Here is a 22,204-nt window from a genome sequence, read left to right as displayed (position 1 = left end):
GGCTGGGCTGGGCTGGGCTGGTGGTCGCGACGGGCGGGTCAGGTGCCGAGGTAGGCGCCGGAGTCACCGAGGATCTTGGCGGCGGGGTGTTCGGCGCCGTCTGCGGTGCGGACACGCTCGACGACGAGGGCGGGGTTGCCGCCGCGCCAGGCCTCGGGGCCGGCGACGACGGCGATGCCCTCGCCGTCGGGGACGCATACCCGCCCGGGCGTGCCGCCGTACCGCTTGGTGGAGACGGACGCGGCGGTGATCGCCAGTCGCTCACCACGGAAGACGGTGTGCGCGTTCGGGTACGGGTCGGACTGCGCGCGGATCAGGCGTTCGATCGCGTCGGCCGGCCAGGACCAGTCGATCGCGCTGTCGGAGTCGGAGCGCTTGTGGAAGTACGTCGCCGCGGCGGGGTCCTGCGGGATCGGCTGTGCGGTCCCGGCTTCCAGCTCGCCGAGGGACCGGGCGACCAGCGGGCCGATCAGGTCGACGGTGCGGTGGAACAGGTCGACGGTGCGGTCGGCGGGCCCGACGGCGATCGACTCCTGCGCGATGATCGGACCGGTGTCGAGCCCGTCGTCCATGAGGTGCGCGGTGACCCCGACATGGGTCTCGCCGTTGATCAGCGCCCAGATCAGCGGCGAGAAGCCGGCGTAGCGGGGCAACAACGAGTCGTGGATGTTGAGCGTGCCCAGGCGCGGCATGTCGTAGATCGACTTCGGCAGCCAGGTGCGCCAGTTGTTGGCGACGATGATGTCCGGATCGGCCGCTGTGACGGCCTCGAACAGGGCGTCGTCGGGCTTCTTCGCGAGGTGCACCGGCACGCCGCGGTCGGTGGCCAACTGCTCCACCGAGTCGTTCCACATCATCTCGTACGGGTTGTTCGACACGGGATGGGTCACCGCGAGGGTGACCTCGTGGCCCGCGTCGAGGACGGCGGACAGCGTGCGGTGGCCCCAGGTCTGGAAGCCGAAGGTGACGACGCGCATCATGCTCCCTTCGCGACGGTGGTGAGGGCGGTGTCGGCGACGAGTCCGTCGAGGATCTCGCCGGAGCGGACGGCGACGTTCGACAGCAAGGTCGACCCGAGGCCGTGGGTGGATTCGGTGGCACCCTGCACGTACAGGCCGGCGACGGGCTCGCCGTCGATGGTGAGGCGGTAGTCGCGGCCGACGCCCAGGCGCTCGGGCGCCACGTCCCATCCGGCGAGCACGTCGGAGACGCCGATCGAACGGAAACCGGTGGCGCACACGACGGCCGTGTAGTCGGCGGTGTCGGTGACGCCCGCGAGGCGGTCGTGCAGGTCCACGCGGACCCCGGTGTCCGACGGTGCCGCGGAGACCACGGCGGTCGCCGGGCGCATGACCAGGCGGCGGCGCCCCGTGACCTTCTCCTGGTACTCGACGGCGAAGAGCTCGTTGATCAGCTCCAGGTCGACGCAGCCGTAGTTGGTGGTGGCGTGCCGGGTCATCAGCTCGGCGCGCACCTCCGCCGGCGCGTCGTAGAAGTCGTCCACGGCCTGCGGGTCGAACACCCGGTTGGCGTACGGGCTGTCGTCTGCGGGCTGGAAGCCGTAGGAGTTGAACGCGCACTCCACCACGGCCTCCGGGTAGCCGCGGTGCAGGTACTGCGCGACCTCCGCCGCACTCTGACCGCCGCCCAGCACCAGGAAGCGGTGCGGCGCCGTGGGGTCGAGCGCGGCGGCATCGAGGTGCTCGAGCAGTCGGTGGTTGTGGAACAGCCGGGGTCCGGTCTCGGCCCACTCGGGAACACGCTCGCGCAGCCCCGTCGCCACGACGACGGAGCGGGCGCGCAGTTCCCCCGCACCGTCCGGGCCGGTGTACCGGACGAGCCACCGCGCACCGTCGACGGCGATGCCGTCGAGCCGCTCGACGGAGGTGACCGTGGTGCCGTACTCGATGCGCGCGGCGACGGTCTCGGCCACCCAGGAGAGGTAATCGGTGAACTCGACCCTGGTCGGGAAGAAGGTCTGGTGATTGATGAAGTCCACGAGCCGCCCTCGCGCCTCGAGGTAGCTCAGGAAGGTGAACGGGCTGCGTGGATTGCGCAGGGTCACCAAGTCCTTGAGGAACGCGATCTGCATGGTCGCACCGTCGAGCAGCATGCCGGGGTGCCACGCGAAGGACGGTTTGCGTTCGAGCACGGTCATCGAGATCGGGGGCAGGCCGGTGCGATTGCGCTCATCGACGGCGGCGGCCAGGCCCAGGTTGGACGGGCCCGCCCCGATCCCGATCACGTCGACGATCGCGTGCTGCTGTGCCATGTGTCTCCCTCGTGCTGACCAACTTAGATAGGATAGGCATACCTGAAATTCGGTACGGTTCGCCAGTCGATCCACTCGCTGTGTCCAGTGCCACAGCCCCGACGAACCAGGAGAGAAACCGTGTTCTTCCGACCCCGACTCGCGCGATCGGCGCTGGTCATCACCACTGCCGCAGCACTTCTCGCGGGCACCGCGGCGTGCGGCTCCACCCCCGCCGGCGAGGACCACGCGCAGCACGACGCAGGCTTCCCCGTCAGCATCACCAGCTCGCTCGGCACGGCCGAGATCACGCAGCGGCCGCAGCGCGTCGTGACCCTCGGCTGGGGCAGCACCGAGGCTGCGCTCGCGCTCGGCGTCACTCCGGTGGGCATGCGCGACATGAAGTCCGACTCGGGCACCGTCGACGGGATCCTGCCCTGGGTCAAGGACCGGCTGGGCGACGCGAAACCGGTTCTGCTGCAGGAGACCAGCAAGGCGATCCCGATCGAGGAGATCGCCGCGCTCAAGCCGGATGTGATCCTGTCGGTGCAGTCCGGGCTCACCGCGGACCAGTACGCGCAGCTGAGCCGGATCGCCCCCACCGTGGCGCAGCCGGGCCGCGCCTGGCAGACCTCGTGGCAGGATCAGACCACGATCGTGGGCAAGGCGCTCGGTCGCGACGCCGAGGCGAAGCAGCTCGTCACCGACACGGATCGACGCATCGGCGAGGCGAAGACGGCGCACCCGGAGTTCGCGGGGAAGACGGTCGCGGCGGCCAGCGCCACCACCACGGACAGCCTGAACCTGTACTTCGACACCGATCCGCGCGTGCAGCTGCTGCAGGGCCTCGGCTTCACCCCGCTGCCGGGCCTGGCGAAGCTCCGCGAGGAGTCGCCGGCCGGCAAGTTCGCGGTGCCGGTCAGCTGGGAGAAGGTCTCGCAGTACAACGCGGACGTCCTCACCGCCTGGTACCTCTCGCCCGAGACCCAGCGGACGGTCGAGGCCAACCCGGTGTTCGCGAGCCTGACCGCGGTGCAGCGCAAGTCCTATGTGCCACTGACCGATCCGCCACTGGTGTTCGCCGTGAGCTCGCCGAACGCATTGAACATGCCGTGGCTGCTCGAGCGCTACACACCGCTGCTCAAGGCCGCCGTCGACTCCGTTCGCTGACACGGCTACAACCCGGCGGCCTCAAGGGCCTGTTCGTAGAGATCCGTCGCCTCGTCGCGGGAGAGTCCCGCAGCGAGGGCGTCGGCGAACACGCCGCGGAGCCGGTCCTCGCCCACGGCTTCGAACCGTTTCGTCCACTCCTCGGCGTCGAACCGCCAGTAGCCGACGACATCGGCACGGTCCCGCACCCACCCCAGCCCGCGCACGTGCTTCTTGGCGGCGCGGGTGTCCGCCGCCTCTCCCGCGAGCCAGAGGTAGGCGTCGGTCGGCAGGTCGACGGTGCGCAGCAGCGCCGGCAGGCGGCTGGGCGCGGCGCCGTTGCCGGTCCCGATCGCCTCGATGATCTCGGTCCCCGGGCGGCGCGGCAGGTAGTCGATCTCGCTGCGGTCCAACACCTCCGCGATCACGGTCACCTCGATGCCCGCCGGGGTGTCCTCCAGGATCCGGGCGAGCGCGGGCAGTGCCGCCAGGTCGCCCGCGAGCACGTGCCGGACAGCGTCCCCGGGCGGCTCGTACCAGGAGCGCGGCCCGGCGGCGAGGAGCCGCCAGCCTGGCTGCGCCGCCCGGAACCAGTCGATGGCCGGGCCGTGGCCGTGTTCGGCCACGTCCACGACCATCCGCCTGGTGCCGGGGTCGTAGCTGCGCACGGTGTAGTTGCGGTGGCCGAGACTACGGGCCTCGTCGCCGATCTCCCAGCCGCCCAGCGCCTTCGGATCGTCCGACGGTACGGCCCGCAGCTCGGCACCGTCCGGCGAGAAGTAGAACGCGATGGACTCGTCCCCGGGGGCGATGGGGGTGTAGCCCCCGCCCGATCCCTCGCCGACCTCGAACTCGAGGCGCAGCAGGTTCCGGGCGACCTGCGAGACGCCGGTCACGGTGAGGACGAAATCGTTCCACTTCACGCTTGCACTCCGTTCTTCCTACTTCTTGCGGAAGGTCTTCTCCACCACGTCCAGCGTGTCCATCGCCCGGTCGAAGTCGGGACGCTGCACCCAGTACGGCAGGTCGTAGGCGTGGTTCGTGGTGAATGCGGGCAGCGCGGCGTACACCGGCTCGCTGCGCAGCTTGGCCACGTCGAAGGTGTCGCGGTTGAAGCCGATGATGAACACCGTCGGCTGGGTGATCACCGAGGGCAGCAGCTCACTGCTGAGTTCGAACGAGTCGCCGCCGGCCTGATAGGGCTTGTACTTCCCGCTCGCGAACAGCGGGTCGGTCGTGAAGCCCAGGCGGGCGAACTCAGCGGGCAGGCCGCGGTTCTCGATGAGCACGAAGGGCCGCTTGTCGGCGGTCATCGACAGGAACGAGACCGGGTTCGGCGGCACCGTGATGTTGCCCTTGACCTGCTCGATGCGGGCGTCGTAGCGCTTCGCGGCGTCCGTGTAGACGTCCGGCTTGCCGAAGGAGTCCGCGATCCACTTGAACTGCTGCTGCCAGGTGTCGAGCTTGTTGTCCACGAGCACCGTGGGCGCGATCTTGCTCAGCTTGTCGTAGCTGTCGCTGGCCTGCTTGAACGGGAAGGCCAGACCGCCCGCGAGGATCAGGTCCGGCTTCTGGGCGGTGATCGCCTCGATGTCGAAGCCCGTCGAGGGCCAGGGCAGGAACTTCGTTCCGGCCTTGTCGAAGTCCGCCTTCCATGCGTCGCGGGGAACGCTGGTCTTGTCGGTCGCCTCCGGCGTCATCGCAACGATCGGCAGACCGAGGTCGAAGGCGTAGCCCGCCAAGGAGTAGTTCAGCAGCACCACGCGCTTGGGCGCGACGGGCACGGTGACCTCGCCCTTGACGGTGCTGATCGTGCGGGTCGCGGTGTCCGCCGGCGCGTCCTTCGCGCCGGAGTCGCCACAGCCGGCGACCAACGCGACCGCACAGGCAAGGGCGGCGATGATACGGAACTGTCTCTTCACGGGGGACCTTTCTTCGAGGATGTCCGTAGGTCAGGGTAGACTAACCTAGTTTTGGATAGGCATGCACTACCCTTCGCCGACCTTCAGGAGTACTCACTCATGACCGCCCCCACCCTCACCGCCGCGCAGGTCCGCACCGACGTCGCCGAGCTGCTGCAGAGCGACCCGTCGTCGATCGCGCTCGACGACAACCTGTTCGACCTGGGCCTGGATTCGGTACGAGTGATGACGCTCATCGAGCGCTGGCGCACCGCCGGCGCCGCGGTCGAGTTCCCCGATCTCGCCGAGCAGCCGGAGCTGGGCCACTGGCAGGCGCTGCTGGGACTGTCCGAATGAACCCGTTCGACGAGGCCGACGGCGCATTCCTCGTGCTCGTCAACCACGAGGACCAGCGCTCGCTGTGGCCCGCGTTCGCCGAGGTGCCCGACGGCTGGCGGCCGGTGTTCGGGCCGGCCGGCCGCGCCGAATGCCTCGCCCACGTCGAGACCACGTGGACCGACCTGCGCCCGCTCTCACTCCAGGAGGCTCTGCGCCCGTGACCCGTGCCGATCTCGATGCTCCCCACGATGCGGGCCCGACGGAACCCGACCGGACCCCGGATCGTCGCGGACCCGCCGCGGCGACCGATTCCCCCGAGGCGCTGCTCCCGCTCACCGCGGCACAGCTGGGGATCTGGAACGCCCAACGCCTGGAGCCGGACTCGCCCTTCTACGTGGTGGGCGATGTGATCGAGATCGGCGGGGGCCCCGCGATCGACGGTGCCGCGCTGCGCCGGGCGATCGCCGACACCGTCGACGAGGCGGACAGCCTCCGGGTGCGGATCCGCGAGACCGCCGACGGTCCGCGGCAGTGGATCTCGACGGAGCCGACTCCCCTGCCCGAGGTCCTGGACCTGCGCGGGGAGAGCGATCCGCACGCCGCGGCGGAGGCCGCCGTCACCGCCGAGCGCGCGCGGATCGCGGCGCGGTGCCGCGCGATGACCGACCGGCCGCTGTTCGCGCACCGCGTGCTCGTCCTCGCCGAGGACGAGGTCTGGTACACCCAGCTCGGCCATCACCTGGTCTTCGACGGCTACTCCGCGGCCATGCTCTCGCGCCGCGTGGCCGCGCGGTACACCGCCGCCGTCGACGGGACCCCCCTGCGGCCCAGCCCCTTCGGCAGTTTCGCCGAGCTGATCGCCGACGACGCGCAGTACCGCGCGGGTGAGCAGCACGACGCCGACCGGGCCTACTGGCGGGACCGGCTCACCCCGCTCCCGGACATCCCGCCGCGCGGCGAGGTCGACGGTGCCGCGGCCGGCACCCTCAGCGCGCGCGGCATCGTCGACGCCGCAACCCGCGAGCGCCTCGCCGAGGTGGCCGGCGAGTCCGGGACCACCTGGGGCGAGGCGATGATCGCCTGCTACGCGGCGTTCCTGCAGCGCAGCACCGGCGTCTCCGACGTGGTCTTCGCCCTGCCCCTCATGTGCCGCACGGGCTCCGTCGCGCTGCGCACCCCGGCGATGGCGGTCAACGTGCTGCCCCTGCGGGTGCGCGTGGACGCCGGCGACACGCTGCCGGAGTTGAGCGCACGCGTCGCGGAGGCCATGCGCGAGATGCGCACTCACCAGCGCTACCGTGGCGAGGACCTCCCCCGCGACCTCGGAGCACCCGGGGCCGGCGCGATCCTGCACGGCCGCGGCATCAACCTCAAGGCCTTCGACCTCACGCTCACGTTCGGCGGGGCGTCGGGTGTCATGCGCAATGTCGCCGGCGGACCGCCGGAGGACTACGGGCTCAGCGTCATTCCGGCCGGCGACGATCTTCTGCTCGGCTTCGAGGTGGATTCCCGGGCGGCCGACCAGGACCGGGTCGACCGCCGTATGGCCGCGATGCTGGCCTTGATCGAGGGACTCACCGCGGACGATCGCCCGGCAGTGGGACAGGTCCCGCTCCGCGGCGCCGCGGAATCCGCGGCCCTGCTACACGCCTGGCACACACCCGACGACGCGCCGCTGCCGTCGGCGATCGACGCACTCGCGGCGCTCGACCCGGCGGCCCCGGCCCTCGTCGCGGGCACGGAACGTCTCACGGCCGGCGACCTCACCGCCCGTGTGCACCGCCTCGCGCGGCTCCTGCGTGCCCGTGGGGTCGGCGCCGACGACGTGGTCGCGATCGCGCTTCCCCGTTCCGCCGACCTGATCGTCGCGCTGCTCGCGGTCCTCGACGCCGGTGCCGCCTACGTGTGCCTCGACCTCGCCCACCCCGACGCGCGACTGCGCGACCTGGTGGCCGACGCCCGCCCCGCGCTCGTCCTCACGGATTCCGCGCACGCGGGCGAGCCCTGGCGCGGCGACGTCCCGGTCCTGGACCTCGACGGCGCCGCCGCGGAACTGTCCACCCTTTCGGCGGATCCGCTGGTACCCCGCGAACTCTCGGCGCCCCGCCACCCCGACCACCTGGCGTACGTCATCTACACCTCCGGTTCGACGGGCCGCCCCAAGGGCGTACTCGGCCGCGTCGGAGGGCTCGCGAGTCTGCTGCGGCACCACCGTCGCACGCTGCAGCCCCACGCCGCCCGGCAGGAACCGCAGGGACGGTTGCGGACCGCGCACACAGAGTCCCCTCTCCCCGCCCAGGGCGTCGCCCGGCAGGAACGGTTGCGGACCGCGCACACCTACTCCTTCTCCTTCGACGCCTCCCTCGACCAGCTGCTGTGGCTGCTCGACGGGCACGAGCTGCACCTCTACGACACCGGGATCAGCCGCGACGCCGAGGCGCTCGCGGCCGCGTACGCCGCCGACCGCATCGACGTCGTGGACACCACCCCGTCGATGGTCCAGCCGCTGCTCGACGCCGGGCTGCTGACCTCCGCGCACCCTCCGGCGCTGCTGCTCCTGGGCGGCGAGGCGACGCCGCCCGCGCTGTGGCGCACCGTCGCGGCCAGCGGGGTCCCGGCGCTGAACCTGTACGGCCCCACCGAGGCCGCCGTCGACGCGACCGCCGCGCCGATCACCGGCACAGCGCCGACCATCGGGCGAGCCGTCGCCGGCACCACCGCGATGGTGCTCGACGGCGCCCTCGAACCGGTACCCGAGGGCGAGACCGGCGAGCTGTACCTCGCGGGCCCGCACCTGGCTCGCGGCTATCTCGGCATGCCGGGCACGACGGCCGAGCGATTCGTCGCGAATCCCCACGGCGAACCCGGGTCCCGCATGTACCGGACCGGTGATCGGGTGCGCTGGAGCGCTGCCCAGGGCCTCGAGTTCCTCGGCCGCAGCGACGACCAGGTCAAGATCCGGGGATACCGGATCGAACTCGGCGAGGCGGAGACCGCCCTGGCCGACGTCCCGGGCGTGACCGCGGCCGCGGTCATCGTGCGGTCCGACGGCGGTCGCCCCCGCCTCGTCGGCTACGTGACGGGCGCCGTCGACGCGGACGCGGTGCGCGCCGACCTCGCGGACAGGCTGCCGGAACACCTCGTGCCCAGCGCGGTCGTCGTGCTCGACGAGTTGCCCGTCACCATCAACGGCAAGCTCGACCGCGCCGCGCTGCCCGCGCCGCAGGTGCGCTCCGAGGGCCGCGCACCGCGCACCGACGCGGAGCGCACCATGGTCGCGGTCGTCGCGGCCGCCCTCGGCCTCGAATCGGTGTCGATCGACGACGACCTGTTCTCGATCGGCGGCGACAGCATCTCGGCGATCACCGTGTGCAGCGCGCTCCGCGCCGAGGGACTGGAGATCCGTCCGCGGGAGTTCCTGTCGGGCAGGACCTTCGCCGCGCTCGCGGCCGCGGCGCAGCGCACCTCGGACGCCGTGGTCGCGCCGCCCGACGAGCCCCTCGGCGAGGTCCCGCCGCCGCCGATCGTGCGCTCGCTCCTCGCGGCGGCTCCAGACCTGGACGTCATCGCGGGCTACGCGCAGTGGACCGCGCTGCGCGTCCCCGCCGGCCTGTCCGAGACCGCCCTGGCCGCGGCGTTCGACGAGACCTTGCGCGTCCACGACGCCCTGCGGCTCCAGATCGGAGACGACGGCGTGCTCGTCGTGCCGCCCGTCCCCGCCTCGGGCTCGGGAGAGCCCCCGGTGCTCACCGTCTCCGACGGTGCCGCCGACCCCCGGTCCGTCGCGGAGCGCCTCGGCGCACGGCTCGACCCGCGGGTCGGCCGGATGCTGGTCGCCGAGCTCATCCGCACCGGCGGCGACGAGGATCGGCTCGTGATCGTTGCGCATCACCTCGTGGTGGACGGCGTCTCGTGGCGGATCCTGGTGCCCGATCTGGAGGCCGCCTACGCGGGGGCGACGATCGCGCCCGCGGCCACGAGCTGGCGCAGCCACGCGCTGGCTCTCGCCGGTACCCCACCGCGCCCCGCCGAGACCGCGCTGTGGGAGGCCGCGGATGCCGCGGTGTTCCGGCTCGGCGACCGCCCCCTCGATCCGCACCTCGACACGGTCGCCACCGCACGGATCTCGCACACCGGGACCGCGGCCGCCACGACGGCGCTGCTCGACGACCTGGCCGCAGCGTTCCGCGCGGGTGTCGACGACGTCCTCCTCGCGGCGCTCGCGCTCACCGTCGCCGCGTGGTCGCGCGGGGCGCGCGGCGCGGTCCCCACCGCCGCGACGGTGACGGTCGAGGGCCACGGACGCGAACCGCTCACGCCCGGTGCGGATCTGGCGCGCACTGTCGGCTGGTTCACCACCGAGTTCCCGCTGCGGCTCCCGCTCGATGCGGTCGCCGACGGCTCCGCGGGCGGCGATCCGTCTGCCGGCGATCTCGCCGATGCGCTGCGTGGCGGCTCCGCGGCGGGGCGGCTGCTGCGGGCGGTGAAGGAGTGCAAACGCGCGATCCCCGACGGCGGCATCGGTCACGGCCTGCTCCCCAGCACCGGAGCCGTGCCGGACGCCACCGCGGGCGGCGCGCAGAACTCCGCTCCCGACCTCGTGCTGAACTACCTTGGCCGCTTCGCGGACGCCCCCCACGCCGGGTGGCGACTCCCCGAGGAGGAACCGTTCGGTCTGCTCGACCCGTCCGCGAAGGCGCTCGAACAGGTACTGGCGATCAACTGCTTCCGCGTGGGCGACGGCCTGCGCACGGAGTGGACGGCGGCATCGCGTGCGGTGTCCGAGGGCACCGTCGAGCGGCTGCAGGAGCTCTGGGCCCGGTCCCTCGACGGGCTCGCGGCGTACGCGCGATCCCTCGGCGGACGCCGGGGCGCGCTGACGCCGTCCGATGTTCCGCTGGTACGGATCCCGCAGGCGGAGCTCGACGTGTTGCAGGCCGACCGTGCGATCGCCGATGTCCTGCCGGCGACGCCGCTGCAGGTGGGGCTGGCGTACCAGACGATGCTCGCCGCCGACGGCGACGCCGACGCCTACGTGGTGCAGGCCGCGACGCATCTGTCGGGCACCGTCGACCCCGATCGGATGCGGCGGGCCGCCGAGGAACTGTTGCGGCGCACGCCCGCGCTGCGGGCGTACCTCGCCCAGATCGAGGGCCGGGACGCCGACGATCAGGTGGTCCAGGTGGTCCCCACGGAGACGGCGCCGGAGTTCCGGTTCATCGACCTGCGTTCCGCGCCCGAGCGTTTCGAGTCCGAGGCGCTCGTCGAACGGACCCGGCCCTTCGATCCGGCCGAGCCGCCGCTGATCCGGTTCCTCCTGTGCCGCACCGGCGGCGAGGAATACCGCCTGGCGATCACCAATCACCACAGCCTGCTCGACGGCTGGTCCATGCCGATCGTGGGCCGCACGCTGCTCGCGCTCTACGCGGAACTGGGCGGCGGCCCCGTCGCCCCGGCCGCGGAGCCGCTGGGCGAGTACTTCCGATGGCTCGCGGGCCGCGACGCCGAGGAGGCGCGGACCGCGTGGCGCTCCGAGCTCGAGGGCCTGGACGCGGGGACGCACCTGGTCCCCGCCCGGCCGGCGGGCCCGGCGCAGGCCGCGGAGCGCGTGTACACCGACCTCGGTGCCGACCTCACGCGGCGCGTCGAGGCCCTGGCCCGCGCGCAGGGCGCGACGCTGACCTCGGTGCTGCACACGGCATGGGGCGTGCTGCTCGGGCGGCTCACCGGCCGCCGGGACGTGACCTTCGGCTGTCCGGTGTCCGGCCGCCCGCCGGAGGTCGACGGCGTCGGCCGCATGGTCGGGCAGCTCGGCAACACCATCGTGGTGCGCGTGGGCTTCACCCCGGCGACCCCGGCCGCGACCGTCATCGCGGACGTGCACGCCCGCTCGCTCGCCGTCGCCGACCACCACCACGTGGGTCTCACCGAGATCACGCGGCTGGCCGGCGTGGGCGAGCTGTTCGACACGATGGTGGTCACCGAGAACTTCCCGATGTCGGACCGGCACACCGAATCGATCACGGCGGAACTGGATCTCACGGGCGTCGACATCGCCGATGCCACCCACTACCCGCTCACGCTGATCGTGCTGCCGGGCGAGACGATCCGCATCGGCTTCGGCTACCGGCCGGAGCTGCTCGACGAATCCGTGGTGCGCGGCTACGCGCGGTGGCTGACTCGGCTGCTCGAGTCCCTGGTCGCGGCACCGGATCTCCCGGTGGGCCGCCTGCGGCACCTGCCCGGCGACGAGGAGCGGCGGGTCCTGGACCTGGGTCGCGTGCCCTCCTCCCACCGCCGCGGGCCGATCCTCGACGAGCTCGCCGCCCGCACCGCGGAGACGCCCGACGCCGAGGCGCTGGTGTGCCGCGACCGGTCCCTGACCTTCGCGGAGCTCCGCGGCGCGGTGAACACCGCTGCGCGGGAGCTGATCCGGCGGGGCGTGGCGCCGCAGGACACCGTCGCCGTGTTCGCCGAGCGGGACGTCGAGATGACGATCGCACTCCTGGCGATCCTCACCGCGGGCGCCGTGTACCTGCCGCTCGATCCCGCGCATCCGGCGGGTCGCCTGCAGTACATGCTCGACGACGCCGCGCCCGCCCTGGTGGTGACGACCGGTTCCGTGGAGATCCCCGCGGAGCTCGCGGCGGAGCGCCCCGTCTGGCACCTGGCGTACGAGGCGGGCACCGTCGACCCCGGGGATCCGGCGGCGGCGCGCTCCCGCCTGACCCCGGACGCGCTCGCGTACGTGATCTACACGTCGGGCACGACGGGGCGACCGAAGGGCGTCGCGGTCCCGCTGCGCGGTCTGCCGGACCTGATCTCGTTGCAGGAGGAGGTCGTCGGGATGCGGCGCGGCGAACGCTACCTGCAGTTCGCGTCGACGGGCTTCGACGTCGCGGTGTGGCAGATGCTCGGGCCGCTGCTCTCCGGCGGCACGTCGGTCATCGCGCCGGACGAGGTGCGGCTGCCGGGCGACGAGCTGTTGGACTACATCGCCGAGCACCGCGTGACCGGCGTCAACCTCCTGCCGTCGTTCCTGGCGGCGATGCCCGACGACCGCGCCGTGCCCGACGACGTGTTCTTCGTGGTCGGCGCCGAGCGGCTCGACCCGGCGCTCGCGCGGCGATGGGGCGAGGGCCGCACGGCCCTGTTCAACGCGTACGGGCCGACGGAGGTCACCGTCAACGCGGTGACCTGGCGCTACGACCCGTCCGATCCCGGCCCCCTGCCGATCGGCCGCCCGGATCCGGATGTGGACGCGTACGTCCTCGACGACGCCCTGCTCCCCGTGGGCGTCGGCGTCGTCGGCGAGCTGTACCTCGCCGGCACCTCCGTGGCCCGCGGCTACCTGGGCCGGCCCGACCTGACGGCGTCGGCGTTCACGGCGAACCCGTTCGGTCCGAGCGGGTCCCGCATGTACCGCACCGGCGACCGGGTGTGCTGGCGCGAGGACGGGAACCTGGTGTTCCTCGGCCGCGTCGACCACCAGGTGAAGATCCGCGGTCTACGGGTGGAGCTGGGCGAGATCGAGACCGTTCTCGCGCAGCAGGACTCGGTCCGCGCCGCCGCGGTCCTGGTTCGCGATGACGACGCCACCGGGAAACAGCGATTGGTCGCGTACCTGGTGCCGTCCGACGGTGCCGTCCCCGACCCGGATGCGATCCGTGCGGCCGCGGCGCAGCGGCTACCGGACCACATGGTGCCCACCGCGTACGTCGTGCTCGACCGGTTCCCCCTGGGCGCCACCGGCAAACTCGATCGCGACGCGCTGCCCGCGCCCGCGGCCGCCTCGGGAGGCGCGGACCGGACACCGTCGACGGACGCGGAACGGGCCCTGCTGCCGATCTTCCGGGACCTCCTGGGCGACGACACCGGTATGGACGACGATTTCACCGACCGCGGCGGCGACTCACTGCTGTCGCTGCAGGTGGTCTCGCGGGCGCGGCGCCGCGGCTGGACGCTGAGCCCGCGGGACGTGCTCGAGGGCCGATCGGTGGCGGGCATCGCCCGCCGCGCCGTGCCCGCAGCGCGCGAGACCGGTATCGAGGTCAGCGATTTCGAGGATCTCCTGGCCGTGCTGCACCTCGCCGACGGCGAGGCGCCGGGCGTCTTCTTCGGGCGGCACCCGGCGAAGGTCGGCGTGCACACCTTCGGTGGGCAGATCCTGGCGCAGGCGATCGTCGCCGCGGGGCGCACGGTCGACGGGCTCCCCCTGCACGCGGCGCATACGCACTTCGTGGAACTGGGTTCCGTGACAGCGGATCTGGTCTATCGCGTGGTGGCGCTGCGCGACACCCCGTCGGCGGCGAACCGGCAGGTCACCGTGGAACAGGACGGCCGGGTCGTCGCGGTGATGACGCTCGCGTACCAGGCGGACGCCCCGGATCCGCTGACGCACGCCGACCCCGCGCCGCGGGTCGCGCCACCCGAGTCGCTGCCGCGGATCCAGGAGTCCTTCGCCGGACGCGAACGCGAACTGCACGCCCTCGTGGATGCCTCGCACCCGATCGACATGCGGTTCGCATCGGATCCCGTGTGGGTGCGCCGGGAGACGGAGACCCGCGAGGGCGGCAACCGGGTGTGGATGCGGGCCGACGGCGCGCTCCCCGACGATCAGGTGGTGCACGACGCCGCGCTGGCGTGGGCATCGGACATCACGGTGCAGGACCCGATCGTGATGCGGCACGGCCTGTCCTGGGGCTACGACCGCGTGGCGGCGGCGACGCTGAACCAGTCGCTGTGGTTCCACCGGCCGGTACGGTTCGACGCCTTCCACCTGTTCGCCACGGACTCGCCGGTGGCGCGCCGCGGGCGCGGACTCTCGACCGGACACTTCTACACCCGGTCCGGGGAACTGGTGGCGACCGTGACCCAGGAAGCCGCCGTCCGGAGGACGCACGCATGACCCGGGCCGAGCGGCCCTCCCCCGCCATCGTGGTCGCGCGGACCGTCGCGCTCGCGGTGGCGGGCCTGGTCCTCCTGCTCTTCACGGCCGCCGTGCTCCTGTCTCAGATCTTCGCCGCGATCTCCGCGGCGTCGGCGTTCTCGCCCGTGTGGCGGACCGTCGGGGCTCTGGGCGCGAGGGTGACGGGCACCGCCCCCGCCCCGGTCGACGTGGCGACGGGCAGCGACCTCGCCTGGGCCTGGCAGTTCCACGCGGGAGCGCTCGTGATCGGCATCGCCGTGGGACTGGTGTGGGGCGTACTCGCCGTCCGCGGCGACGACCGGGGCCGGGCCGGCATCGAGCGCGCCGGCCGCGTACTGCGGGCGGCCGCGATCGGCGTCCTCGCCGTCGCGATGCTGCTCTACGGCCTCGCCAAGGTGATCCCCGCGCAGATGGGGTACATGAACCTGCCCGCGTACCAGTTGCAGGCCGTCGGCGACACGGAGCCCTTCTCCCTGCTCTGGGGATACATGGCGGCGTCCACGCCCTACACCGTGATCACGGGGGCGATCGAACTCACCGCGGGACTGCTGCTGATCGTCCCCCGCACCCGGCTCGTCGGGGCGATGCTCTCGATCGCCGCGCTGACGCAGATCGTGCTGCTCAATGTCTTCTACGACGTGCCGGTCAAGCTGCTCGCCGCCGAGCTGCTGGTGATCGCCGTGGTCCTGGTGTTCCCGCATCGCCGGGAACTGCTGCGCGCCGTCCTTCCCACCGCCGCATCGCCCGCGCGGCGGACGGGCACCGTCGTGGCAGGCGTGCTGGCCGCCGTCCTCATCGCCGCGACCGTCTCCGGAAACCTGGCGCGGGTCGACACCATGAACACGCCGCGCGATCCGCGGGACGGGGTCTGGCGGGCGGTCTCACTCACCGTCGACGGTGCGCCCGCCCTCGCCACGGGCGAGGCCGGCCCCGTCTGGACGTCGATCGCGATCACGCTGCGCGGGACCGCGGACCGTCCGGCGAGCGGATCCGCACAGGACAGCCTCGTCACGCAGGCCCCCGACGGGGCCGTGACGGCCTGGGGCCTGCGGGTGCGGGGCGATCGGTTCACCGTGCGCCGGGGTGCGTCCGCGGCGCCGGTGGACCTGCTGGTCACGACGGTGCCGGGCGGACTCCGGATGGTCGGCACCGTCGACGGGCGGAGCCTCGACGCGCGGTACGAGCGGCGCGCACTCGAGCGTCGGGACGACATCCGACTGGTGCAGGCGCCCTTCGATCGCACCCGCCCGCGCCTGTAGTGGCACAGTGGTCTCCCATGGAGCTACGCATCTTCGTCGAACCCCAGCAGGGCGCCACCTACGCCGACCAGCTCGCCGTGGCCCGGACCGCGGAAGCATCCGGGTTCGGTGCCTTCTTCCGGTCCGACCACTACGTCGCCATGAACGTCGACGGTGCGCCCGGCCCGACGGACTCGTGGGTCACGCTCGGCGGGATCGCGCGGGAGACCTCGTCGATCCGGCTCGGCACCCTGGTCACCTCGGCCACCTTCCGCTTCCCCGGCCCGCTGGCGATCTCGGTCGCGCAGGTCGACGAGATGTCCGGCGGGCGTGTGGAACTGGGCCTCGGTGCGGGCTGGTTCGCCGACGAGCACCGCGCCTACGCCATCCCCTTCCCCGAGGTGAAGGAGCGCTTCGCCCGGTTCGAGGAGACCCTCGAGATCGTGACCGGTCTGTGGGAGGCTCAGGGCCCGTACAGCTTCCAGGGTGAGCACTTCTCCGTGGTCGACTCCCCCGCGCTGCCCAAACCGGCGCAGGCGCACGTCCCGATCGTGCTCGGCGGGGCGGGCCGCACGCGCGGGGCGGCGCTGGCGGCGCGGTTCGCCGACGAGTACAACACCCCGTTCGTGCCGGTCGCCGAGGCGGCCGCGGTGTGGGGCCGGATCGATGCGGCCTGCGAGGCGGCGGGCCGCGATCCGCGATCCGTGATCAAGTCCGCCGCGCAGGTCGTGTGCGGCGGCTCCAGCGAGGCCACCGTCGCCCGCCGGGCCGCGACCATCGGTCGCGAGCTGCCCGAGCTCCGCGAGAACGGCCTCACCGGGTCCGCGGACGAGATCGTCGACAAGCTCGGCGTCTTCGCCGAAGCGGGCGCATCGCGGGTCTACCTGCAGGTGCTGGACATGAGCGATCTCGACCACGTCGAGTGGATCGGCGCCGAGGTGCTCCCGCAGGTCGCCGGGCTGTAGCGGGCCGCCACCGCCCGTCTCCTTCCCGCGACCGCGACGTGTTCCCGCGATCACCGTGGTGATCGCGGGAACGATTCGTCGCCGCGGGAGACGCCGTGCGGCGGCGATCAGGCCTTCGCGGCCAGCAGGTTGGTCGCGGTGCGGCGGGCCAGCGCCATCGTCGTGATCATCGGGTTGACGCCCGAGCACGTGGGCATACCGCTGGCGTCGGCGATCCACACGCCCCGGGTGTCGTGCAGCTCGCCCGAGGGCTTCGCCACCGAGGTCGCGGGGTCGGCGCCCAGCGGGGCGCTGCACATCTGGTGCGCGCTGAACACCGGAGTACCGCCGGGGCCGATCGGGATCGCGTTCACCTGCTCGATGAACGCCTCGAGATCCTCGCCGCGGGTCCAGGGCTCGAATCGCTGGCCCGCCACGTAGATCCGTCGGGCGCCGGCGGCCTCCTGCATGCGGATCGACGCGACGATCCCCTCGCGGAAGTGCTTGCGGTCCAGCTCGTCGTCGAACGGGTAGGCGTGCACGGCCTCGCCGTCGGGGCCGATCGTGACGGTGCCGGTGCCGCGGTCCTTGACCAGCACCACCCAATCGGCCCGGTTCCCGTACTGCGCGGTCAGCTCCTTGTGCGCGGCACCGCCGAGCCACGGCACGACGCTGTTGAACAGGCCGGGCAGGTGCTGCACGGACTCGACGAGGAAGCCGTAGCCCGAATCGGCATCGGCGAACTCGTTCATCACGCCGGACATCGCCGGGCCGTACCAGGGGTTCTGCGGCTCGTCGTAGATGCCGCTGACCAGCGTGGCCGGGTGCAGCCGGAGGCTCTGCCCGACGGCGGGGCCGCCGATCCCCGACCGCAACAGCAGGGCGGGCGTCTCGAGACTGCCGGCGGAGACGACGACGACGGGCGCCTCGATCCGCACCGGCGTCTGCGCGCCGGTCTCGGGGTCGGTGTACACGCCCTCCACGCCTGTCGTGGTGCGCGTACCGTCGGCCGCGTCGACGGTGGTGACGGTGGCGATCCGGGTGTTCGGCAGCAGCCGCGCGCCGGCGTCGGAGGCGTCCTGCAGGTAGGTCCTCATGGTGCCCTGCTTGGCGCCCGTCTGATCACCCATGCCGCTGTACGCGCTGCGCACCGGATCGAACCGGTCCGGGCTCACGTTGAGATCGACCTTCCGGTAGGTGTAGCCCAGGCCCGCGGCGCCCTCGGACAGCCGCTGGTGGGGCTCGTTCTGCAGCGCGACATCCTCGTTGCAGCCAAGCCGGGCGAAGACCGCGTTCAGGTGCTCGTCGAACTCGGGGCCGAGGGCATCGTCGAGGCCCGCACCGGCCCATTCCTTGCGGACGATCTCGGGCGTCTTGAGCGAGTTGGACCAGTTGACGGTGCTGCCGCCACCGACGGTGCCGCCCGCGGCCAGCATGATCATGCCGTCGGACGACGGGAAGAAGCCGCCGCGCAGGAACAGCGTCTGGTACGCGAACAGTTCGTTCTGCACGAAGTCGGCCTCGTTGCGGTAGGAGCCGCCCTCGACCACGATGACCTTCTTGCCGGCGCGAGCCAGCTCGGCCGCGGCCACACCGCCGCCGGAGCCGGAGCCGACGACCACGGCGTCCGCGGTCAGGGTCTCGCCCGCGGTCGGTGCGATCGCGGTGATCGTCTTCGGGGTGGCGGGCGGCGCGGACACGGGCCCGGGGTAGCCCATCCCGGCCCACAGCGGGTTGCGGCCCTCCTCGTCCATGAGGCCGTACGCGATCATCGTGGACAGCTGGCACAGGCTCGCGACAGCGAGGCCGGACTCAGGCGTGATGCCGCCGAGGTTCGCGAGGATCACCTCACGGACGGCCTGCGGCTGGTTCTTCAGGCCCACGAGGGCCGCGGTGTCGAGCAGCTGGGCGAGGCCGGCGAGCCCCTCCTCGGGCAAGTGGGCGAGCAGGTACTGCTCGACCGCGGCATCGACCATCAGGTCGCTGCCCTTGACGGCCCAGAAGCCGGTGGGATCGTCCTCGCGGGGCACGGAGGCGACGAAGGTGTCGACCACGGCGGTGAGCGTCTTGCGCTGGCGCGCATCGAATTCGAAGGTCATGATGGGTCCTCTCGGGAAGGTCGGTCGTGGAGTCGGGTGCGCACTCAGGGCAGCTGCATCGACTTGGTCTCGAGGTAGTCGTCGAGGCCCCACGCGCCGAACTCCCGGCCGTTGCCCGACTGCTTGTAGCCCCCGAACGGGGCGTTGATGTTGAAGGCACCGTCGTTGATCTGGACCTGCCCGGCCCGGATGCGCCGGCCCACCGCCACTGCGCGGTCCTGATCGGCGGAGAAGACCGCGGCGTTGAGGCCGTACGGAGTGTCGTTGGCGAGCTCGACCGCCTCGTCCTCGGTGTCGTAGGCCTGGATCACCAGGACGGGACCGAAGATCTCCTCGCGGACGATCGCCATCCCGGCGTCGACGTCGGAGAACACCGTCGGGCGGACGAAGTAGCCGCGATCCAGTCCTTCCGGCGCGGTCGGGCCGCCGGCGACCAGACGCGCACCGTCGGCGATGCCCTTCTCGATGTACCCGACCACCCGGTCCCGTTGCTGCGCGGAGACCAGCGGCCCGAGCACGGTGTCGGGCTCGAAGGGCCCGCCCACCTTGATCTGCTCGACGCCCGCCGCGGCGATGGCCTCGAACTGCGGCATCGCGGCTCGGGGCACGATCATGCGGGTCAGCGCGATGCAGGTCTGGCCGGAGTTGAGGAAGCACCCGTTCAGGCCGGCGGTGACCGCCTCGACCGGGTCGGCGTCGTCGAGGACCACGAGCGGCGACTTGCCGCCGAGCTCGAGGGCGACCTTCTTGATCGACTGCGCGGCCACCGCGCCGATGCGGCGGCCCGCGCCGGTGGAGCCGGTGAGCGAGACCATGTCGACCTCGGGGTGACCGACGAGCGCCTCGCCGACCGTCTGCCCGGTGCCCGTGACCACGTTGAACACGCCCTTCGGCAGCCCCAGTGCGTCGAAGACCTCGGCGAGCACGAACGCCGTCAGAGGCGCGACCTCACTCGGCTTGAGCACCACGGTGCAGCCGGCGGCGAGAGCGGGCGCGACCTTGGCGACCACCTGGTGCAGCGGGTAGTTCCACGGCGTGATCGCGACGACGACGCCGATCGGCTCGCGGACGACCAGCGAGTTGTACACCGTCTCCTCGAAGGCGTAGGTGCTCGCGACCTCCGCGATCGAGACCAGCGACTGCACCGGCAGGCCGGCCTGCACCACGTTGCTGTACGCGAAGGGCATGCCCACCTCCTGGCTGACCAGGGTCGCGATCTCGGTCTGCCGGGCCTGCAGGGCGCGGGCGGCGCCGAGGAGGAAGTCGAGCCGCTCGGCCAGGGGCGTGCGCGACCAGCCGTCGAAGGCGGCGCGGGCGGCGGCGACCGCGGCATCGGCATCGTCGGCGGTACCGGCGGCGACCCGGGCGATGACCTCCTCGGTCGTCGCGTCGTGGACGTCGATCGTCTCGGTGCCGGCCGACGGCCGCCACTGTCCGTCGATGTAGTGACTGGTGCGGTCGATCATGTCAGGCTCCTGCGGTCGGGTGTGTTGTTCGACACTCCTATGATCGTGTGTGATGAGCGTCATATTCTTGGTGTCATGAGCAAGGTTCGGCCCGATTTTTGTCCCTCCGAACAAAGCCCGTCGTCGTGACGGCGCTGTCGCCGCCCGCCCGCCGGTGGCTCGCGGAATTCGCGCGGGCCGGCGAGAACGAGCAGGCGCTCGACACGATGGTGCGCGACGTCGACGACGCGATCGTCGCGGCGCTGCCCGAGATCGACGAGCCTCTGCTGCGCGCCGAGCTCGACGCCAGCACCCGCGCGCACTGGCGCGGCGTGCTCGGCAACGCCACGCGCGAGACGATCACGATCCGCCCCGGCGAGGAGACCCACGACCTGGCCCGCACCATGGCGCGCCGCGGCCACGAACTCCGCGTCCTCCTCGCGGTCTACCGCGTGGGCCAGAGCGCGGCGTGGGAGCTGTTCACCACCACCGCTGCCGCCGAGATTCCCGACGCGGAGGTCCGCTCCGAGGTGCTGCTGCACTTCTGGCCCCGGACCACGCAGTGGCTGGACGTCTCGATCGAGGCGATGATCGGCACCTTCGTCGCGGAGCGCGAACAGTGGCAGCGCGGCGCGCTGGCCCGGCAGGCCGCCACCGTCGAGGCGCTGCTGTCCGGGCAGGACGTCGACCCCGCCGATGCCAGTGCTGCGCTCGGATATCCGGTGAACCCCGTGCACACCGCGTACACCCTGTGGGCCGACGAGGGCGTCCTCGACGCCGACGTGCAGCGGCACCTCGAGCGCGCAGGCCTCGCCGTGCACCGGGCCGTGGGCGGCGAGCACCGTCTGGCCCTACGGACCGGAGCCCGGTCACTGCGGTGCTGGAGCACGGGATCGACGGTGCCCGATCCCCCGGACCTCCCCCCGACGGTGCGCTGCGCCCTCGGCACCGCGCACCCCGGGATCGACGGATTCCGGACCAGTGCAGCCGAATCCGCGGCGGCCCTGGAGGTCGCGCAACGGACCGGCCGGCGGATCGTCGCCTATCGGGACGTGGAGCTGGCCTGCCTGGCGCACGGGATCGCGGGGCCGACCGGCGCGGACACGCTGATCCGGCGGGAGCTCGGCGACCTCGCCGCCGCGACGGATTCCGCTGCGCGCCTGCGGGAGACGGCGCTCGCCTACCTCGGCGCGGGCGGCGATGCGAAAGCCGCCGGCGAGTCGCTGATCCTGCACCCCAATACCGTTCGGTATCGGATCCGGCAGGTCGAGCAGCTGCTCGGGCACTCCATCGACGAGCGGCGCGTGTACGTCGAGCTGGCACTGCACGCCGTGAAGACCTTCGGTGCGGGCCCCGCGTGACGAGTCAGATCGTGGACTCGAGGGCGCCCTTGAGGTAGGCGGCGGCGCCGAGGTGCTGGGCGCAGTCGTCGACGATGCTCACCAGCCGCACGGCGACGGTGACCGGCGGGTCCCACGCCTCGTCGATCACGCGGGCGAGCTCGTCCGGTGTCACATCGGTCAGATAGGTGCGGGCCATCGCGTCGACGTCGCGGAAGTAGCCGATGAGCAGCGCGTCGCTGCCGTGCACCTGCGCCGCCTCCACGCGGGTGTGTCCGTATCCGGTGGAGTCCGCGGGCAGATCGAGGCCGAACCGGCCGAACCAGTCCTGCGCGGTCCAGACCTGCTCGACCCCGGCGATCGGCGCGAGCTGCGCGTCGATCACCCGGGCGCTGTGCCAGACCAGCCACGCGATCGTGTTGGCGTCCGGCACGATCCGACGGTCCGCGATGTCCGCGGTGAGCCCGTCCGTCACGGCCTCCGCGTGCTCGGCGATCCTCGCGAAGGAGTCGATCAGCAGGTCCCGGGCAGCGGTCGCGTCGTCCATGGACCCGACGGTACGCCTCCCG

General features: G+C 72.4%; 14 protein-coding genes. 7 read left to right on the top strand and 7 right to left on the bottom strand.

Translation table 11 applies throughout. The annotated features are described in order from the left end of the window. Nucleotides 1-38: 38 nt before the first annotated feature. On the bottom strand, nucleotides 39-977 hold the full coding sequence (locus tag HF999_RS08925; protein WP_068571491.1) for a methionyl-tRNA formyltransferase: 939 nt from the start codon (nucleotides 975-977) through the stop codon (nucleotides 39-41). Further along, nucleotides 977-2,272, bottom strand: coding sequence for a lysine N(6)-hydroxylase/L-ornithine N(5)-oxygenase family protein (locus HF999_RS08920; protein WP_068571148.1), 1,296 nt, complete (start codon nucleotides 2,270-2,272; stop codon nucleotides 977-979). The genes HF999_RS08925 and HF999_RS08920 overlap by 1 nt, the downstream gene beginning before the upstream one ends. Before the next feature lie 120 nt (nucleotides 2,273-2,392). Here HF999_RS08920 and HF999_RS08915 point away from each other — a divergent pair, with 120 nt between their 5' ends. Further along, a complete protein-coding gene (locus HF999_RS08915) occupies nucleotides 2,393-3,421 on the top strand; it encodes an iron-siderophore ABC transporter substrate-binding protein (protein WP_068571149.1) in 1,029 nt (342 codons plus the stop codon). A 5-nt stretch (nucleotides 3,422-3,426) separates the two neighbouring features. Here HF999_RS08915 and HF999_RS08910 read toward each other — a convergent pair whose 3' ends face one another. Beyond that, entirely contained in the window at nucleotides 3,427-4,323 is an 897-nt protein-coding gene (locus tag HF999_RS08910) for a siderophore-interacting protein (protein WP_068571150.1), read from the bottom strand. Between the two features lie 18 nt (nucleotides 4,324-4,341). Further along, complete coding sequence (locus HF999_RS08905) at nucleotides 4,342-5,322, bottom strand: ABC transporter substrate-binding protein (RefSeq protein WP_068571151.1); 981 nt, start codon at nucleotides 5,320-5,322, stop codon at nucleotides 4,342-4,344. Nucleotides 5,323-5,421: 99 nt separating this feature from the next. Between HF999_RS08905 and HF999_RS08900 the strand changes: the two genes are divergently transcribed. From HF999_RS08900 to HF999_RS08880, 5 genes are read left to right on the top strand one after another with little or no spacing between them, the layout of a single operon-like run. Further along, entirely contained in the window at nucleotides 5,422-5,658 is a 237-nt protein-coding gene (locus HF999_RS08900; protein ID WP_068571152.1) for a phosphopantetheine-binding protein, read from the top strand. Then, nucleotides 5,655-5,861 (top strand): MbtH family protein, encoded by a 207-nt coding sequence (locus HF999_RS08895; RefSeq protein WP_068571153.1) that lies wholly within the window; start codon nucleotides 5,655-5,657, stop codon nucleotides 5,859-5,861. Before HF999_RS08900 ends, HF999_RS08895 begins: the two co-directional genes overlap by 4 nt. Next, the gene (locus HF999_RS08890) at nucleotides 5,858-14,548 is read left to right on the top strand and encodes a non-ribosomal peptide synthetase (protein WP_210733614.1); all 8,691 of its coding nucleotides are present in this window, start codon (nucleotides 5,858-5,860) and stop codon (nucleotides 14,546-14,548) included. Before HF999_RS08895 ends, HF999_RS08890 begins: the two co-directional genes overlap by 4 nt. Next, nucleotides 14,545-15,828, top strand: coding sequence for a hypothetical protein (locus tag HF999_RS08885; RefSeq protein ID WP_068571155.1), 1,284 nt, complete (start codon nucleotides 14,545-14,547; stop codon nucleotides 15,826-15,828). Before HF999_RS08890 ends, HF999_RS08885 begins: the two co-directional genes overlap by 4 nt. A gap of 17 nt (nucleotides 15,829-15,845) precedes the next feature. Continuing rightward, the gene (locus tag HF999_RS08880; protein ID WP_068571492.1) at nucleotides 15,846-16,772 is read left to right on the top strand and encodes an LLM class F420-dependent oxidoreductase; all 927 of its coding nucleotides are present in this window, start codon (nucleotides 15,846-15,848) and stop codon (nucleotides 16,770-16,772) included. Nucleotides 16,773-16,879: 107 nt separating this feature from the next. On the opposite strand, the gene HF999_RS08875 is transcribed toward HF999_RS08880, so the two are convergent. After that, the gene (locus HF999_RS08875; RefSeq protein ID WP_068571156.1) at nucleotides 16,880-18,850 is read right to left on the bottom strand and encodes a GMC family oxidoreductase N-terminal domain-containing protein; all 1,971 of its coding nucleotides are present in this window, start codon (nucleotides 18,848-18,850) and stop codon (nucleotides 16,880-16,882) included. A gap of 44 nt (nucleotides 18,851-18,894) precedes the next feature. After that, nucleotides 18,895-20,316 carry an aldehyde dehydrogenase family protein gene (locus tag HF999_RS08870; protein ID WP_068571157.1) on the bottom strand — a complete coding sequence of 474 codons (1,422 nt, stop codon included), beginning with the start codon at nucleotides 20,314-20,316 and terminating at the stop codon, nucleotides 18,895-18,897. Nucleotides 20,317-20,414: 98 nt separating this feature from the next. On the opposite strand from HF999_RS08870, the gene HF999_RS08865 reads away from it, so the two are divergent. After that, entirely contained in the window at nucleotides 20,415-21,656 is a 1,242-nt protein-coding gene (locus HF999_RS08865; protein ID WP_139057887.1) for an RsbRD N-terminal domain-containing protein, read from the top strand. A gap of 4 nt (nucleotides 21,657-21,660) precedes the next feature. Here the strand turns inward: HF999_RS08865 and HF999_RS08860 are convergent, their stop codons facing one another. Beyond that, nucleotides 21,661-22,182: a mycothiol transferase gene (locus HF999_RS08860; RefSeq protein ID WP_068571159.1), complete on the bottom strand. Its 522-nt coding sequence runs from the start codon at nucleotides 22,180-22,182 to the stop codon at nucleotides 21,661-21,663. Between the last annotated feature and the right edge of the window lie 22 nt (nucleotides 22,183-22,204).

Source organism: Tsukamurella spumae (assembly GCF_012396015.1).
GTDB lineage: Bacteria > Actinomycetota > Actinomycetes > Mycobacteriales > Mycobacteriaceae > Tsukamurella > Tsukamurella spumae.
The sequence above is the reverse complement of the archived record's forward strand: the minus strand, read 5'-3'. Positions and strand labels throughout refer to the sequence as shown.